At 70.7% G+C, this 16940-nt stretch carries 12 protein-coding genes and 1 pseudogene; 5 read left to right on the forward strand and 8 right to left on the reverse strand.

Annotated elements, in window-relative coordinates; translation table 11 throughout:
- Window positions 1-6: 6 nt before the first annotated feature.
- Together efeU and AB0M73_RS41475 are read left to right on the forward strand one after the other, a co-directional pair.
- Window positions 7-1953 carry an iron uptake transporter permease EfeU gene (gene efeU / locus AB0M73_RS41470; RefSeq protein WP_363903650.1) on the forward strand — a complete coding sequence of 649 codons (1947 nt, stop codon included), beginning with the start codon at window positions 7-9 and terminating at the stop codon, window positions 1951-1953.
- A 28-nt stretch (window positions 1954-1981) separates the two neighbouring features.
- Window positions 1982-3151, forward strand: coding sequence for a Dyp-type peroxidase (locus AB0M73_RS41475; RefSeq protein WP_363903653.1), 1170 nt, complete (start codon window positions 1982-1984; stop codon window positions 3149-3151).
- Between the two features lie 116 nt (window positions 3152-3267).
- Here AB0M73_RS41475 and AB0M73_RS41480 read toward each other — a convergent pair whose 3' ends face one another.
- The 5 genes and pseudogenes from AB0M73_RS41480 to AB0M73_RS41500 form a co-directional block, all read right to left on the reverse strand.
- Window positions 3268-4035, reverse strand: a complete 768-nt coding sequence (locus tag AB0M73_RS41480) for an alpha/beta fold hydrolase (RefSeq protein ID WP_363903656.1) — start codon at window positions 4033-4035, stop codon at window positions 3268-3270.
- 1 nt (window position 4036) lies between these two features.
- Entirely contained in the window at window positions 4037-4768 is a 732-nt protein-coding gene (locus tag AB0M73_RS41485) for a thioesterase domain-containing protein (RefSeq protein ID WP_363903659.1), read from the reverse strand.
- Window positions 4765-6012 (reverse strand): cytochrome P450, encoded by a 1248-nt coding sequence (locus AB0M73_RS41490; protein WP_363903662.1) that lies wholly within the window; start codon window positions 6010-6012, stop codon window positions 4765-4767. The genes AB0M73_RS41485 and AB0M73_RS41490 overlap by 4 nt, the downstream gene beginning before the upstream one ends.
- Window positions 6009-7742 carry a non-ribosomal peptide synthetase gene (locus AB0M73_RS41495; RefSeq protein WP_363903683.1) on the reverse strand — a complete coding sequence of 578 codons (1734 nt, stop codon included), beginning with the start codon at window positions 7740-7742 and terminating at the stop codon, window positions 6009-6011. The genes AB0M73_RS41490 and AB0M73_RS41495 overlap by 4 nt, the downstream gene beginning before the upstream one ends.
- A 75-nt stretch (window positions 7743-7817) precedes the next feature.
- Window positions 7818-7952, reverse strand: a pseudogene (locus AB0M73_RS41500) (MbtH family NRPS accessory protein); the annotation flags it as partial.
- Between the two features lie 334 nt (window positions 7953-8286).
- Here AB0M73_RS41500 and AB0M73_RS41505 point away from each other — a divergent pair.
- Window positions 8287-10137 (forward strand): condensation domain-containing protein, encoded by a 1851-nt coding sequence (locus AB0M73_RS41505; protein ID WP_363903665.1) that lies wholly within the window; start codon window positions 8287-8289, stop codon window positions 10135-10137.
- Here the strand turns inward: AB0M73_RS41505 and AB0M73_RS41510 are convergent, their stop codons facing one another.
- The 3 genes from AB0M73_RS41510 to AB0M73_RS41520 form a co-directional block, all read right to left on the reverse strand.
- The gene (locus AB0M73_RS41510; protein ID WP_363903668.1) at window positions 10138-11412 is read right to left on the reverse strand and encodes an MFS transporter; all 1275 of its coding nucleotides are present in this window, start codon (window positions 11410-11412) and stop codon (window positions 10138-10140) included.
- Window positions 11409-12227 (reverse strand): alpha/beta fold hydrolase, encoded by an 819-nt coding sequence (locus tag AB0M73_RS41515; protein WP_363903671.1) that lies wholly within the window; start codon window positions 12225-12227, stop codon window positions 11409-11411. The genes AB0M73_RS41510 and AB0M73_RS41515 overlap by 4 nt, the downstream gene beginning before the upstream one ends.
- A gap of 145 nt (window positions 12228-12372) precedes the next feature.
- On the reverse strand, window positions 12373-13599 hold the full coding sequence (locus AB0M73_RS41520; RefSeq protein WP_363903674.1) for a helix-turn-helix domain-containing protein: 1227 nt from the start codon (window positions 13597-13599) through the stop codon (window positions 12373-12375).
- 118 nt (window positions 13600-13717) lie between these two features.
- Here AB0M73_RS41520 and AB0M73_RS41525 point away from each other — a divergent pair, with 118 nt between their 5' ends.
- On the forward strand, window positions 13718-15346 hold the full coding sequence (locus AB0M73_RS41525; RefSeq protein ID WP_363903677.1) for a GMC family oxidoreductase N-terminal domain-containing protein: 1629 nt from the start codon (window positions 13718-13720) through the stop codon (window positions 15344-15346).
- Window positions 15343-16827: an aldehyde dehydrogenase family protein gene (locus tag AB0M73_RS41530; RefSeq protein WP_363903680.1), complete on the forward strand. Its 1485-nt coding sequence runs from the start codon at window positions 15343-15345 to the stop codon at window positions 16825-16827. The genes AB0M73_RS41525 and AB0M73_RS41530 overlap by 4 nt, the downstream gene beginning before the upstream one ends.
- The last annotated feature ends 113 nt before the right edge of the window (window positions 16828-16940 follow it).

The raw sequence follows: 16940 nt of genomic DNA on the forward strand, positions 1-16940 counted from the left end.
GTCGAGGTGTGGGTCGACGGACTGCCCAACCTGGTCATCGGCCTGCGTGAGGGCCTGGAGATCGGGCTGGTGGTCAGCATTCTGCTGGCCGCCGTGCGCCGCACCGGCGCCGGGGCGTCGGCGGTGTGGCTCGGCGTGCTGGCCGCGGCGCTGCTGTCGCTCGGCTTCGGCGCGGTGCTGGCGTTCTCCCGGGCCGAGCTGACGATCACCGCGCAGGCGGTGTTCGGCGGCCTGTTGAGCCTGGTCGCGATCGTGCTCGTGACGTGGATGATCTTCTGGATGCGGCGCGCCGCCCGCGGCCTGTCCGGTGAGCTGCGGGAGAAGATCGGCCACGCGGCGGAGATCGGCGCCGGCGCGCTGGCCACCACCGCGTTCCTCGCCGTCGCCCGCGAAGGCCTGGAGACGGCGCTGTTCCTGTGGACGACCGTGCAGGCCTCCGGCGACACGCTCGCGCCGTTGGTCGGTGCCGCGGTCGGGCTGGCGGTGTCGTTCCTGTTGTGCTGGTTGATCGTGCGCGCCAGCGTGCGGGTGAACCTCGGCGTGTTCTTCTCCCGCACGGCGGTGCTGCTCATCGTGATCGCCGCCGGAGTGCTGGCCTACGGCGTCGGCGAGCTTCAGACCGCCGGGCTGGTGCCGGGGCGGAACTGGGTGGCGTTCGATCTGTCCACTGTGGTGTCCACCGACAGCTGGTGGGTGTCGCTGATCTCCGGCATCACCAACCTGGCGCCGCGAATGACCGTGCTTCAGGTCGCCGTGTACGTCGCGTACCTGGTCACGGTGTTGGTGGTCTTCCTGCGCAAGCCCGGCACGGCAGCCGTGCCCGTCGAACGGCCCGCCCGCCGACTGCCGCGATGGGTGTACGCGACCGCGGCGGTGGTGCTGCCGCTGCTGGCCGTCGGGGTGCTCGCGCTGGTCACGTCACCGTCGGGCGACGGCTCGGCGACGCAGGTCACTGTCACGGCCGACGGCTGCGCCAAGGACTGGTCCGGCACGACCGCCGGCTCGTCGACCATCACCGTGGTCAACAAGTCCGGGCACGGCGGCGAGATCTACCTGATCCGGGCCGCCGACGGCGGTGTGATCGGCGAGATCGAGGGCCTCGGCCCCGGCACCCGCCGGTCCCTCACCGTCGACCTGCCGGCCGGCCAGTACAGCTGGCGCTGCCTGGTGCCGGGCGAGCTGGACCAGGTCTCCCCCGTCGCCGCCGTCACCGGTGGGTCCGGCGGGACGGTGGTGCCGGCGGTCGCGCCGGTGTCGGACAAGGACCTCAAGGAGCCGGCGGACTCGTTCACGTCCTACCTGACGGACAAACTGTCCACACTGGACACTCAGACCGGCGACCTCGCGGCCAAGATCACCGCCGGCGACAAGGACGGCGCTCGGGCGGCGTGGTTGGCGGCGCAGCAGACCTGGGAGCGGCTCGGCGCCGCGTACGGGCAGTTCGAGGACCTCGGCGTGTCGATCGACGGCCTGCCGCAGGGCCGTCCCCAGGGCGTCGACGATCCCGGCTTCACCGGCCTGCACCGCGTCGAATACGGCCTGTGGCACGGGCAAACCGCCGCGCAGCTGGCACCGGTCGCCGTGAAGCTCCAGCAGGACGTGCAGACGCTGCGTCAGAAGCTGACCTTCGATCCGGCCGACCTGCCGCTGCGGGCGCACGAGATCCTGGAGGACGCGTTGCGGCGCATCCTCAACGGGCAGACCGACCAGGGATCCAACTCCACGTTCACGCTGGTCGCGGCGGATGTCGATGCCACCGACGCGGTGCTGGACCGACTCCAGCCGCTGGTCGACGCCCGCAAGCCGGGCCTGATCGCGACGGCCCGCACCCAACTCGCCGCGGTGGCGGCGGCCTGTCAGACCGGCAGCCGGCAACTGGTCGACGCCCGGGTCGGCGCCGCCGTGGAAACGCTGTCCGCCATCCCCACCCTGCTCGAAGTCCGCGCCAGCTGAATCTGTGTCACCTGAAGGAGTCCCTGCCATGTCGCTGAGCCGTCGCCGCTTCCTCCAGGGCACGGGCGCCGGTGTCGCCGGCACCGCGTTGGTCGGCGGCCTCGCCGCCGCCGGTGCGCGGGCCGACACCGTCACCGCGCCCGAGGTTCCGCAGTCGTACCCGTTCCACGGGCCGCGCCAGGCCGGCGTCGACAGCCCGCCGCAGCGGTTCGGCACCTTCGCGGCATTCGACGCGACGGCAGCCAACCGGGCCGCGTTGACCGACATGTTCAAGGCACTGACCGACCGGGCCCGCTTCCTCACCGCCGGCGGCACCCCGCCCGACCTCGGCGTCGGCGCGCCGCCGTCGGACAGTGCCGTGCTCGGTCCGATCGTGCCGGCCGACGGCCTCACCGTCACGGTCTCCGTCGGCGCCTCGCTGTTCGACTCCCGCTACGGCCTGACGAAGCCCGCCGGTCTCTCCGCCATGCCCACCTTCCCGGACGATGTGCTGGATCCCGCCTGGTGCCACGGGGATCTCATGCTGCAGATCTGCGCCAACAACATCGACACCGTGCACCACGCGCTGCGGGACCTCACCCGCCACACCCGTGACGGCATGCAGCCCCGCTACCGCCTCGACGGCTTCGGCTCACCCCCGCGTCCGGCCGGCACACCCCGGAACCTGTTGGGGTTCAAGGACGGCATCTCCCAGCCCACCGCCGAGGTCGTGTGGCGGCCCGACGGCAGCTCCTTCCAGGTCGTGCGGTTCATCCGGATGCTGGTCGAGTTCTGGGACCGTGTCTCGATCTCCGAGCAGGAGCGCATGTTCGGCCGCCGCCGCGACAGCGGCGCCCCGCTCGACGGCAGCGTCGAGACCGACATCCCCGACTACGCCAAGGATCCGGACGGCAAGGTCATTCCCCTCGACTCCCACATCCGCCTGGCCAACCCCCGCACCCCGAAGGCCGAGTCCAGCCGCATTCTCCGCCGTCCCTTCAACTACGACCGCGGCTTCCAGCCCAACGGCGCCATCGACGCCGGCCTCCTGTTCTGCAGCTACCAGCAGGACATCGCCCGGCAGTTCGAGACCGTGCAGAACCGCCTCGCCGGCGAGCCCCTGACCGACTACGTCACCCCCTTCGGCGGCGGCTACTTCTACGTCCTGCCCGGCGTCCACGACAACACCGATCACTACGCCCGCGCCCTGCTGACGTGAGAGCTGGTTTGACGGGCGCAGGCTCCGCGTCGTGGGAGGCAGTTGAGGGTGATTTCGTAAGAGCGACGCGGGCGGCCCGGGTGGTGTGTGGTGCGGCACCCGGGCCAGCCGCGTCGTCAGAGGGAAGAGGCTTCGCTGACCCGGTCGTGGGAACTGATCAGCGAGGCGAGGGCGGCCAGGACCTCGGACTGGTGGTCGCGGAGGTAGAAGTGGCCGCCGGTGAAGACCTGATGGTGCTGGAGGTTGTGAGTGTCACTCAGTTCACGCCAGCCGTCGGCCTGGAGGGTGGTGACCTCGGGGTCGGCGTCGCCGTGGAAGACGGCGAAGGGGGTGCGGACGGGCGGAGGAGAGGTGGGGTGGTAGGTCTCGATGAGCTCGTAGTCGGCCCGCACCATGGGGAGCAGGACCTCCAGGAGCTCGGGACTGTCGAGGACCACGGGACTGGTGGCGGCCTCACGGCGGAGCTCGGCGACTAGGGCGTCGTCGTCGACGAGGTGGAAGGTCTTGCGGGGACGGCGATGGGGCGGGGGCGAGCCGGAGACGACGAGCAGCTGCGGCTGGAGGTCGGCCCGCTCGCATCGGAGGGCGACCTCGTAGGCGAGGGAGGCGCCGAGGCTGTGCCCGAACAGCACGACGGGGCGTGAGAACAGCGGTTCGAGCGCGGGGGCGATGGCGTCGGCGAGGTCGGCCATGACCCGGAGGGTGGGCTCGGCGATGCGATCCTCCCGGCCGGGGTACTGCGCGACGTGCGTTTCGATCTGCGCGGGCAGGCCCTCGCCCCAACCCCGGTAGAAGCTGGCCGAGCCGCCGGCGTGAGGCATGCAGACGAGGTTGACCGACGCCTCCGGCCGCCTCAACAGGGTGCGTATCCACCGATCGGCCATGTCACCCACCCATCTCGTGGTCGATGAGATCGAGCAGCTGTTTCGGACCACGCAACAGCTCCCAGTGATCGCCGTCCAGGGTGTGGAAACTGGCCTGCACGCAACGATCCCAGCCCGGCGGCACCTGCTCGGCCGGCACGACCTCGTCCTTGGTCCAGCCGATGACGCAGACGGGGGCGCTGGTCCTGGCGGTGTCCTCGTAGCGGTACCGCCGCTGCACCTCGAGATCGGCCAGCATGGTCTCGGCGGCGATCTCGGCCAGCTCGGGGTCGATGGACCGCCCCATCGCGGCACACAGCGCCGTGATCTCCGCGACGAGGTCCACAGTGGACAGGTCGACGAAGTTGAGCGGCCCGTAGAGGCCCTGGTCCGGGGCGCCCCACGAGGAGGCGAACAGCCTGTGCGGCAACGGAAGTCCGCGCTTCTCCAGCTCGCCCGCGGTCTGCAACAGGTACGGCACCGCGCCGCAGTGGCCGAGCAGGCCGTACGGGCGGTCGGGCGTCAGCACCTCGGCCAGGGCGTCAGACAGCTGCTCGGCGTATTCCTGGTGACTGGCCGGAACGGGCTGGTGCAGGCGGTTCTCCCGGCCGGGCGGCTGCACGGGGCAGAACCAACCGCCGCCGATCTGCATCGGCCACTCGGCGAAGGACGACGCGCCGACGCCGGCGTAGGGCAGCCCGAAGACGATGAAGTCGCCGTCCGGCGGCGGCTGTCGGATGAACCACTTGTTCATGCCGCCGGCTCCACGTCGAAGGCGACCTCCATGCGGGTCATGCCGTTGATCCAGTTCGACACGATCTGCGTGGGCTCCGCGGTCAACGCGAAGCCGCGGACACGACGGGCCAGGATGGAGAACACGATCGACAGGGCGGCCTTGGACACCTGCGCGCCGATGCAGTAGTGCGGCCCGACGCCGAACCCGAGGTGGGTGCTGGGCGTGCGGTCCAGCCGGAACTCGAACGGGTCGGACCAGATCGTGGCGTCCCGGTTGGCCGAGCCGACCCAGCCGCACATCCAGTCGCCCTCGGCGATCGCCACGCCGCCCATCTCGGTGTCCATGGACGCCCGACGGAGCAAGTGGTTGGTCGGCGAGGTCCACCGCGTGCCCTCGTTGACGAGATCCGGCACCAGGGTGGAGTCGGCCCGCACGGAGTCCCAGACGGCCTGGCGGTCGGTCAGCGCCACGATGGTCTGGCTGGCCACGTACGGCGTGGTGGCGTGCGCGCCCATCATCAGGCTGTAGCAGTTCAGCGCCACCTGCTCGTCGGTGAGCCGCTGGCCCTCCAGCTGGAGCTCGGTCAGCGCGGTCATCACGTCATCCCCGGGATCGTCCCGGCGCAGCTTGATCGCGGCCTCGAACAGCTCCAGCATCTGGATGTGGGCCTGCGTGGACGCGACGTGCGCGTCGATGCCGCCGTTGAGCGTGGGCTCGTCCGGCGTCACGCTGACCGCCGTCCAGTGGGCGATCTCGTCGCTCATCTCCTCCGGGATGCCCATCATCGGCGCGAGCATGGCCATCGGCATCTTGTGCATGACGCCGACGAACTCGCCGCCGCCCTCGGCCAGCAGCGGCTCCAGCAGCGCGCCGATCCGGGACTCCATCTCCGCCCCGCAGCGGCGGATCACCTCGCGGCTCAGCTTGCGCAGCACGGGATTGCGCAGCTGGCCATGGTACGGCGGGTCGGTGACCGTCATGGTCTGGCCGCGGGCCAGGTCGCCGATGCCGACCGAGGCGAGGATCGTGCCGTACTCGGAGGAGAACGTCTCGTGGTCCTTGAGCAGCCGCTCGCAGTCGTCGTACCGCGTGACCGACCAGAACGGCGTGCCGTTGGGCGCGTGCTGCAACAGCACCGGCTGCTCGTGCCGCAGCGTCTGCCACAGCGGGTGCTGGCAGCCTTCCTTGTACCGCAACGGGTCGTACATGTCGACGTCGTCGAGCGGCACGCGGACGTCGGGCCCGGGGGTGCTGATCTTCATCTCGTGTCTCCGACCCGGTCATCCGTGAGGCTCTCGATCGTCTTGGCCAGACCGCCGATGGTCTCCTGGCCGATGAACTGCCGTGCGGTCAGCTTGATTCCCACCGCCCGCAGGCTTTCCAGGGCACGGATGCTGCGCAGCGAGTCGCCGCCGAGCGCGAAGAAGCTGTCGTCCATGCTGACCTCGTCCAGTGACAGCACGTCGGCGATCACCTGCGCCACCAAGCGTTCCGTGTCGGTCTGCGGCGCGACCGGCTCGTCGAGGCCCATGTCACGCCGGGACTTCCACGGCGGCGGCAGGGCCTTGCGGTTGACCTTTCCGTTCTGGTCAAGGGGAAGCTTGTCCAGCAGCAGGTAGTTGGACGGGGCCAGGTAGGCGGGCAGCCGCTCGGCCATCCAGGAGCGCAGCCCGGTCGCGGTCAGGATCGCCGTGCCGGCGGGCGCGGCGTAGGCGACCATGCGCTTGTCGACCTCGTTGTCCCCCACCACAAGCACAGCGGCGGCGCTGACCGAGGGGTGCGCGTTCAGGGCCACCTCGACCTCGCCGAGCTCCACCCGGTAGCCGCGGATCTTGACCTGCCGGTCGGCCCGGCCCACGAACTCGACCTCGCCGTTGGGCAGCAGCCGGCCGAGATCGCCGGTGCGGTACATGCGCGCGCCCGGCACCTCCGAGTACGGATCGGGCAGGAAGCGCTCGGCGGTCAGCCCGGGACGGCGGTGGTAGCAGCGGGCCAGTCCGGCGCCGCCCAGGTGGATCTCGCCGACCTCACCCACCGGCAGCTGGTCGAGTTCGGCGTTCAGCACGCGCACGATCTTGTTCTGCAGCCCGCCACCCAGCGGCATGCGCTCGTAGTCGGCGTCGGGGTCCACCGCGTGCAGAGTCGCGAACACGGTGGTCTCGGTCGGGCCGTAGCAGGCGTAGACGGTGTTGCGGATGACCTTGGCCGCGGCCTGGACGTGTTGCGGGGAAAGGACATCGCCGCCGGTCAGCAGCACGCCGACGCTGGCGAACATGTCCACGTCGTGGTCGACGAGCAGGTGGAACAGGCCCGAGGTGATGAACATCCAGTCGGGCCGGGTCGCGCGCAGGGCATCGCCGAGCTCGCTGACGGAGACCTGCTGCGGGCTCAGGGCCGCGACGCGGCCGCCACGGCCTAGCGCGCACCAGATCTCGAACGTCGAGGCGTCGAACGCGGTGGGCGCGAGGTGGGCCACGACCTCGCCGCGGCCGACGCGTAACCGCGGGTCGGCCTGCACGAGGTCGAGCACGTCGGCGTGGGTGATCGCGACGCCCTTGGGCACGCCGGTCGAGCCGGAGGTGTAGATGATGTAGGCCAGGTTGCCGGGATCCACCTCGACGTCGAGGTTGGCGGCGTCCGTGCCATCGCCGAGAGCGACGAACTCCACCCCGGCGGGCAGGTCCAGCTCGGCCGTCGAGCCGACGACCACCGTCGCACCGGAGTCAGCCAGCATGAAGGCCCGACGCTCGGCCGGGTACTCGGGATCGAGCGGCACGTAGGCGCCGCCGGCCTTGAGCACGGCGAGCACCGCCACCACGAACTCGATCGACCGGGGCACGGCGACGGCCACCCGGGTCTCGACGCCGACCCCGCGGTCGGCCAGGCGGCGGGCCAGGCCGTTGGCCCGGGCGTTCAGCTCGCCGTAGCTGAGGGACGCCTCGCCCGCGGTGACGGCGACCGCGTCCGGGCAGTCCGCGGCCTCCCTTTCCACCACACGATGTAACACATTGTTCACGGGCGTTCCGGTGTTCTGCGGCCCGATGTCCGTCCACACCTCGTCGACGTGGGCAAGGCACTCCGAACGGGTGCCGGCAATGCCCGCTTCATGCCACCCCGACGGCAGCGGACGTTCGGCCGGCCAGATGGAAAACTGCTGCCCATCATTGCGAACAACGCTCAATTTTTCGTTCTCATCCGCCACGGGCGCTCCAAGGATTGGACAGGAGTGGGCGAGGGCATAGACGCACGCGAATCCCCCAAAGACGAGTCGATCGTACGGGACACGGCCCGCCGCGGCACAAGAGGTTTACCGGCCGCCCCCTTGCGCTGTCCGGACGCAGAAGCGTTCGACCGAAACCAGGTATTAAATCCGCCCCAAAGGGCGCATCTAGGTCCGCGAGAACCGCGCCGGCAATCCAACTCGTCATGCTATGGTCCGACATACGCGCGGACGGCCCGATCACACGCGCATGCGTGCGGCAGGATTCCCGAATGGAGTAGCGATGCCGGATCAGTCTTGCCCAAAAGGGCTGCCATTGTCGTTCGCACAGGAGCAGTTGTGGTTTCTCGACCTGCTGTCTCCCGGGGAGACCGGCTACAACGTCCAGATGAACTACCGGCTGCGCGGCCCGCTCGACGAGGCGGCGCTGCGCCGGTCGCTGACCTGGCTGGTCGCCCGGCACGAGGTCCTGCGCGCCACCTTCCGGGAGGCCGACGGCACGCCGTTCCAGGTCATCGAGCCGCCGGCCGAGGTGGAGCTGACGGTGGTCGACCGCACCGGGCTGACGCCCGAGGAGCGCGCGGCGACCGTGCGGGCGGACCTGGGCGCCGTCGCCGGCACCCCGTTCGACCTGGCCGCCGGCCCGCTGCACCGGTTCACGCTGGTCCGGCTGGCCGATGACGATCACGGGCTTGGCCTGGGCTTTCACCACATCGTCGTGGACGGCTGGTCGGTCGGCATCATCGGCGGCGAGCTGGCCGCGGCCTACGAGAGCTTCCGCACCGGTGCCGAGCCCGACCTGCCCGCACCCGCCCTGACCTATCGGGATTTCGTCGCCGACCAGCGGGAACGCGGCGCACAGGAGGCTCGGGAGCTGGACTTCTGGGCCGAGCGCCTGGCCGGTCTGCCGGAGTTGAGCCTGCCGACCGACCGGCCGCGCACCCCCGCGTCGGGCCTCGTCGCGGGCGACGTCGTGCGCGACCACGCCGCGGATTTCCATCGTGACCTGCGGCTTTTCGCCGAGCAGCACGACACGTCGCTGTTCATCGTGCTGGCCGCCGCCGTCGCGGTGGTGCTGGGCCGGCACACCGGGCTCCGCGACATCGCGATCGGCGTGCCGATGCTCGGCCGCACCGACCCGGATCTCGAAGACGTGGTCGGCATGTTCATCAACATGGTCGTGCTGCGCGTCGATCTCGGCGACGACCTGCGGTTCGACGAGCTGCTGGCCCGGGTCGCCGACGCCTCGCTCGACCTGTACGACCACCAGGAAGTGCCGTTCGAGCAGGTGGTGGACCGGGTCCGGCCGTCACGCGAGGCCGGGCGAAACCCGCTGTTCCAGGTGTCGCTCCAGGTGCTCGGCGCGGCCAACTCGCCCAGCGCGTTCGCACTTCCGGGGCTGGCGGTCGAATGGCTCGAACCGGTCACGACCAGCGCCACCTTCGACCTGAACATCAACTACTTCGAGCTGTCGGACGGCATGCGCGTGCACCTGTCGTACCCGGCCGACGTGTTCGACCGGTGGCGGGTCGACTCCTTCCTCAGACACGTCGACCAGGTGCTGCGCTCGGTGCTGAAGGATTCCCGGCAACCCGTCTCGGGCATGGGAATTCTCACCGACGCCGAGTTGGACCGGGTGTTGTCCGCAAGCGACGAAAGGGCATACGTCGTGGATCCCGAGGGCAACCTACTGCCCCGTGGAGTGCCGGGCGAACTGCTGCTCGGCGGTGCCGAGGAATGGATCCGCCACGTGCTTGACAAGGCCGAACTGGCGCCGGCGAACTTCGTGGCCGACCCGTTCCGGGAAAACGCCGCCGTCTATCGTGGTGGCGATCGGGCAATCTGGTCATCCGATTGGGAGTTGGCCGTGATTCACGAAACGGAAACACCCGAAACGACCCCGACACAGACCGCACCGGTGGCCGCTGTCGCCGAAGCGACGACGCCGACCGAAACGGCGCTGGTCGAGATCTTCGAGACGGTTCTCGGCGGACGGCAGATCGACCTCGAGGCGAATTTCTTCGAACTCGGCGGCAATTCGCTGGACGCCAGCCGCGTGATCAGCCGAATCAAGAAGACCTTCGGCGTGAAGGCGAGTGTTCGGCTGCTGTACGGGGACAACACGGTGCGCGCGATCGCCGGCGCGGTCGACGAGCTGAAGGCCTAGTCATGCGGCCGCCGCCGGCATCTCCCGCAGTCGCGTGATCGAGGACAGGGCGACCGCCACGATCATCGCGACCGAGCCGGCGGCGAACAGCCAGAGCGCGGTGCGGACGCCGAGCTGCTCGCCGAGCAGTCCGGCGGCCGCCGTGCCGAGGGCGGCCCCGGCGTAGAGCAGGGTCCGCATGGCGGCGTTCATCCGGCCCAGCAACGCATGCGGTGTGACGATCTGCCGCAGGCTGCTGACCACCACGTTGGCCACCGAAACACCCAGGTAGGCCAGGAAGTACGCCACGAAGAACACGCCGAGCGCGACCGGCCGCGGCCCGCCGGCGACGGGCACCAGGAGCAGGCCGAGGAAAGTCGTCGACATGAAGACGGCATAGGTCCGGCCCACGCCGAGCCGGCGCAGCACCTTTCCGGACACCGACGCGCCGATGACCCCGCCGACCGCGCCGATCGACAGCACCAGGCCGATCAGTCCAGGCGGCAGGCCGTTGTCGTGCAAGGCATACAGCAGGTAGAGGGTGTTCGTCGCGTTGGAAAGGAAGTTGCACAGGCCCCCGAACAGCGCGATCTGCCACAGGTATCGATTGCCGACGACCCAGCGGAGGCCCTCGCCCAGCTCCGACAGCAGCCGCCGCGGCGCGCCGTCCTTGGGCTCCGGCTTGGGTTCCCGGGTCTTGATCAGCAGCAGCGACACGACCGAGGCCAGGTAGGACACCGCGTCCACGGCCATGGCAATCGGGGCCGTCAGCGCGGTGACCAGCACGCCGCCCAGTCCCGGCCCGGCGGCTGTTGCGGCGGCCGAGGTGGCGCCGAGTTTGCCGTTGGCATCGACGAGGAAGTCGCGGTCCCGCACCAGGGTCGGCACGTACGACATCCAGCCGACGTCGAACAGCACCGACGCGGTCCCGACCGCCGCGGTGATCAGCACCAGCGGCACGAACTCCAGCCGGCCCAACGCGGCCAGCAACGGCACCAGTCCGATGAGGACCATTCGGATCACATTGGACGCGATCATCATCGGGCGGTGCCGGCTCCGGTCCACCCATACCCCAAAGGGCAGCGCGAACAGCACGTAAGGGAACCATGTCACGAAGCCCAGCAGGCCGAGCTGGCTCGGGCCGGCCGCGAACGCCGTCACCGCGGTCAACGGCAGCGCCAGCGTGGTGACCTGCGAGCCGAACAGGGACACCGTCTCGCCGAACCAGAACTTGAGGAAGTCGGTGTTGCGCCACAACGCCGAGCGGCGGGGCGCCGCCCTGTCCAGGCCGGTCATCGGGTCACCGCGCCGGCCCGGTCGAGGCTCTCTCCCACCAGGCGGCTCAGCTCGACCAGGCTCGTTCCCGTCCAGATCGAGTGATGGTCCCCGTCGACCACGTGTTTTTCCACGTCAGCGGCAAAAAGCTCCCACCGCATCGCGTCGGCGCTCGACTCCGCGGCCCGGATCGACACCACCGGGCCGCCTTCGTACCGACAGCCCTCGTACTCGCACACGGCCTGCATGTGCGCCCGGTAGACGGCATAACGGTCGAGCAGGTACTCGGCGTCGATCTCCTCCGGCAGCAGTCCGGACCGCTCCACCGCGGCGAAAGCGCTCTCCGCGGTGTCACCATGGGCAACGTCCTCGACGCGGGCCCAGTCCATGCCACCGGCCGTGACCAGGTCGTACAGGAAGGAGTGGAACAGGACGGGCTCGGCCGGCAGTTCGGACCGTTGCGGCGTAACGGAATCCACGATGACCACCAGCGGCACCCCGGCTCCTTCGGACACCAGGCGCCGCGCCATCTCCAGCGCCACCACGCCGCCCATCGACCAGCCCAGCAGGTGGTACGGGCCGTCGCTGTTGGCGCGCAAGGCATCGATGTACTCGCTGGCCAGATCGGGCAGCGAGGTCATCGGCGTTCGCTCGTTGTCGCACCCCGGCGCCTCGAATCCGTACACCGGCTGCTGCGGATCCAGCAGCCGGACGAGTCCGTTGTACGCGTAGGGCGAGCCCGACACGGCCGGCACGCAGTACAGCGGCGGCCTCGTCCCGTTGGGCCTGATCGCCACGAGCGCGCCAGCCCAGCCCGCGTCGGCGGACAGCCGCATCCGAACCCCCAGTCACGGCCGACACCCCAGTCAGCGACTACCGGTTATTTAACAGGCCGCACTACGTCAACAACACCCTTGACTCCCTCCTCCGCCCTTTCGCACCACCGGCCACTGCGCCCATCGGCACAGCCGGGGTACAAGATCACCCTTCCAGGGCCTTGGCCCCGTAGACCTCCAGGCAGTGCAGGGCGAGTTCCAGGTACACGCGCCGCTCGTGCACCGAATGGCCCAGCAGCTGCTCAGCCTGCTGGATTCGGTAGCGGACGGTGTTGCGGTGCAGGCTGAGCTCCTTGCCTGCCAGGTCCGCACTGCCACCGGTCGCGAGGTAGCGGTGGACCGTGCGCCGCAGGCGGGCCGTGGCCTCGTCGGGCGCGGCCAGGCCGCCCAGCTCCCGTGCGACCAGCACGCGCAGCGCCGCCATCCCGCCGATCCCGCCGGCCAGGCAGGCCAGTTCCACGTCGGCATACCAGGTGACCGGGGCGTCGCCCTCCCCCGCCAACGCCACCGACTGCGCCGCGAGCGCCTCCCGGTGGCTGCTCCGGAAGCCCGCCAGACCGGGCGCCGGGCTTCCCACGGCGGCACGGATGCCCGGGCGCAGGGTGACCGACGCCAGCGCCTCCGGGGCGGGCGTCGTCGGCGTGGCTGCCCAGCACCAGGCTCCCCTTGCCCCGCTGGCGATGTTGAGCGGATGGGTGCATCCGAGCGCCGCGCCCAGCGCCGACATGGAGCCTTCCAACGCCCGTACGACATCGGAGCCGTCCGCTGCCCACAGCACGAAGGCCGTGTGGTGCTGGCGCAGCGGATGGCCGAGCAGTTCACCCATGGCGTCGAGGTCGACGTCGTCGCCGTGCAGGATCGCGTGCACGGCGTCCGCGCGCTGCGCCAGGGCCCCGCGCCGCCACAGCTCCCGCTCCTCGGCGTAGGCGGCCACCAGCTCCTCCACCGACCCATCGATCCACCGGCTGACCCGGTCCCAGAACCGCACCAGCACCGCCGAGCGCAGGTCGCCGTCGGTGATGCCCTCCTGCACCGTCTCCGTCACGTACGACCACACGGCCCGCTGCGCCACCCGGTACGTCTTCAGCAGCACGGTCAGGCCGAGCCCGCGCCGGGCGATGGTGCGGGCCAGGTCGAAGGCCTCGTCCGGCGGGCGCACCCGGAAGTCCTCGCGGGTCACGGCGGCGAGGAAGGCCCGCCAGTGCGCTGCCGTGCTGGTGTGCAGGTCGCGGTCCAGATCCCCGCCCTCGGCGTACTCGGGGACCTCCGCGACGATCTCGTGGTCGGTCATCGCCGCCAGCCGGGCCAGCTCCGCGGGGGCCGAGGCCTGCTCCGCGTAGCCGGCGATCCAGGCCGCCGCTTCCGATCGCATCTCCGCTTTGTACCGCCGCACAACGCCGCCGGCAAACATTGGACCCGCCGACCGTGCCCCGGCCGGTCGCGCGGCCGATGCTGGGTGCGACCACACGACGGCCGATCGGGAGGCAGCGTTGTCCACTCGAGAATCGTTCGACTACGTGATCGTCGGCGCGGGCAGCGCCGGCTGCGTGCTGGCCGACCGCCTGTCACGGGACCCGGCGGTCTCGGTGCTGCTGCTGGAGGCCGGCCCGCCCGACGACGCCGACGAGATCAAGATCCCGGCCGCCTTCGCCGGGCTGTTCCGGACCCGCTGGGACTGGAACTACGAGACCTCGCCCCAGAAACACCTCGGCGGGAGGCGGGCGTTGTGGCCGCGGATGAAGGCCTACGGCGGCTGCTCGTCGATGAACGCGATGATCTACATGCGCGGCAACCGCGCCGACTATGACGGCTGGCGGCGCGACTTCGGCGCGGTCGGCTGGGGCTACGACGACGTGCTGCCCTACTTCGTCCGCGCCGAGACCAACAGCCGCCACGGCGCGCCGTTCCACGGCACCACCGGCCCCCTGCACGTCGAGGACCGCCGCTACACCCACGAGCTGACCGACGCGTGGGTCGCGGCCGCGGTCGCCAGCGGGATGCCCGCCAACGACGACGTCAACGGCGCGAACCAGCTCGGCGCCGGCCTGTACCAGGTGACCTGCCACCGTGGGCAACGCTGGTCCACCGCCGACGGCTACCTGCGGCCCTCGATGACCCGACCGAACCTCACGGTCCGCCCCGGCGCGTTCGTCACGCGCGTGCTGCTGGCGGGCCCACGCGCGGTCGGCGTCGAGTACACCACCGACGGCCGGACCCAGCAGGTGTTCGCCGACGGCGAGGTGCTGCTGTCCGGCGGCGCGATCAACTCGCCGCAGCTGCTGATGCTCTCGGGCATCGGCCCGGCCGCGCACCTGCGGGAGTTCGGCATCGACGTGGTGGCCGACCTGCCCGGCGTCGGCGAGAACCTGCACGACCACCCGGCCACTCCAATTCTCTGGCACACCAGGGGAACCACCGACATCGCCATCGACCACGTCAGCCCGCGCCGGCTCGTGCAGCAGCAGGTGCTCGGCACCGGCCCGCTGACCTCCAACATCGGCGAGGGCGGCGGGTTCCTCTGCACGCGCGACGGCCTGAGCGCGCCGGACATGCAGTTCCACGTTGCCCCCACGGGGTTCTACGACAACGGCCTGCGCGAGCCGGTCGGCCGGATGTTCACCGCCGCCGCCACGCTGGTCGACGTGGCCAGCCGTGGCCGATTGCGGCTGCGCTCGGCCGACCCGCGCTGGAAGCCCGACCTCGACCCGGCCTACTTCGCCGAGCCCGCCGACACCGACGCGATGGTGGCCGGGCTGCGCCGGCTCACCGAGATCGCCCGGCAGGCCCCGCTGGCCCGCTACCTCGACGGCGCCTACCTTCCCTCCACTGTGGACGGTCTGAGCGACGAGGCCTGGCGTGAGCACATCGAATCCTGGACGCAGACGCTCTATCACCCGGTCGGCACCTGCGCCATGGGCACGGGCGAGCAGTCCGTCGTCGACCCGGAGCTGCGGGTGCGCGGTATCGAGGGCCTGCGCGTCGTGGACGCGTCCGTGATGCCCCGGATCGTGCGCGGCAACACGAACGCGCCGACCGTGATGATCGCGGAGAAGGCCGCCGACCTGATCCGCGACCGCAAGCCCGCCACCGTTTCCGCCGCCGAGGAGGCCGTCAAGTGACCACGATCCAGCCCGCGCGCGCCGGTGAGTTCGCGGTGCACGACCCCGGCAGCGGCGACCTCGTCGGCCAGTACCCGGTCCACACCGCGGCTCAGGTCCGTGACACCGTCGAACGCGCCCGTATAGCGGGGGCGTGGTGGGCGGGCCTGTCGTACCAGGCGCGCGGCCAGCGGCTCGACCGCTTCCGCGGCGTGCTGGCCCGACGGGCCGCGCAGTTGGCCGGGGTGATCCACGACGAGACCGGCAAGCCGCATTCCGACGCCATGCTGGAGATCGCGCTGACGCTGGACCACCTGGCGTGGGCGGCGAAGAACGCGCCGAAGGTGCTGGGACCGCGTCGGGCCCGGACCGGGCTGATGATGGCCAACCACGTGGCCACGGTGGGCTACAAGCCGTACGGCGTCGTCGGTGTGATCGGGCCGTGGAACTACCCGGTGTTCACCCCGTTGGGCTCGATCGCCTACGCGCTGGCCGCTGGCAATGCCGTGGTGTTCAAGCCCAGCGAGCTGACCCCGGGCACCGGTGCCTGGCTGGTGGAGGCGTTCGCCCAGGTGGTCCCCGAGCACCCAGTGCTCCAGCTGGTGACCGGCGATGGCTCGACCGGCGCGGCGCTGTGCGGGGCCGGCGTGGACAAGATCGCGTTCACCGGCTCGACCGCGACGGCCAAGAAGGTGATGGCGGCCTGCGCGCCGACGCTCACCCCGCTGGTGGCCGAGTGCGGAGGCAAGGACGCTGTGCTCGTCGACGCGGACGCCGACCTGGACGCGGCGGCCGATGCCGCCGCCTGGGCCGGCATGGCCAACGCCGGGCAGTCCTGCATCGGCGCCGAGCGGGTCTACGTACACGAGCGGGTCTACGAGAGCTTCCTGAGCAAACTCGTCGCCATCGCCGGGAAAGCGCGCGCGGGCAGCGATCCCGGCGCGCAGCTCGGGCCGATCACGCTCGACCGGCAGGTGGAGATCATCCGGCGCCACATCGACACCGCGGTCGCTGCCGGCGGGCGCGTGGTGCTCGGCGGGTCCGACACGATCTCCGGCAACGTCGTGCAGCCGACGATCCTGGTCGACGTGCCCGAGGATGCCCCGGCGGTCACCGAGGAGACGTTCGGGCCGACGCTGACCGTCACGTCGGTGCGGGACATGGACGAGGCGGTAGAGCTGGCCAACGCCACCGGTTACGGCCTGGGGGCGACGGTGTTCAGCCGGCGTGGCAAGCAGCTGGCCGGGCTGCTGCGGTGCGGAATGGTCGCGCTGGACTCGGTGTTCTCCTACCCGCGGATCCCATCGCTGCCGTTCGGCGGGTGCGGCGACTCCGGCTTCGGCCGGATCCACGGGCCGGACGGGCTGCGCGAGTTCGCCTACGCGCAGTCGGTCGCGCGGCAACGCTTCACCGCGCCGCTGGCCCTGACGACGTTCGCCCGCACGCCCAAGACCGATGCGTTGGTGGCCAAGGTGATGACGCTGCTGCACGGCCGACACTGAACAGAAACGAGTGGCAGGCAGGGAATTCCCTGCCTGCCACTCCCTCCGCTGACCCCCTTTATGCAGGGAAGGACGCCTTACCCGTGTTGAACGAGGGTAAGGCGTCCTTCCCT

The sequence above is a fragment of the Kutzneria sp. NPDC051319 genome, from assembly GCF_040682195.1.
Lineage (GTDB): Bacteria > Actinomycetota > Actinomycetes > Mycobacteriales > Pseudonocardiaceae > Kutzneria.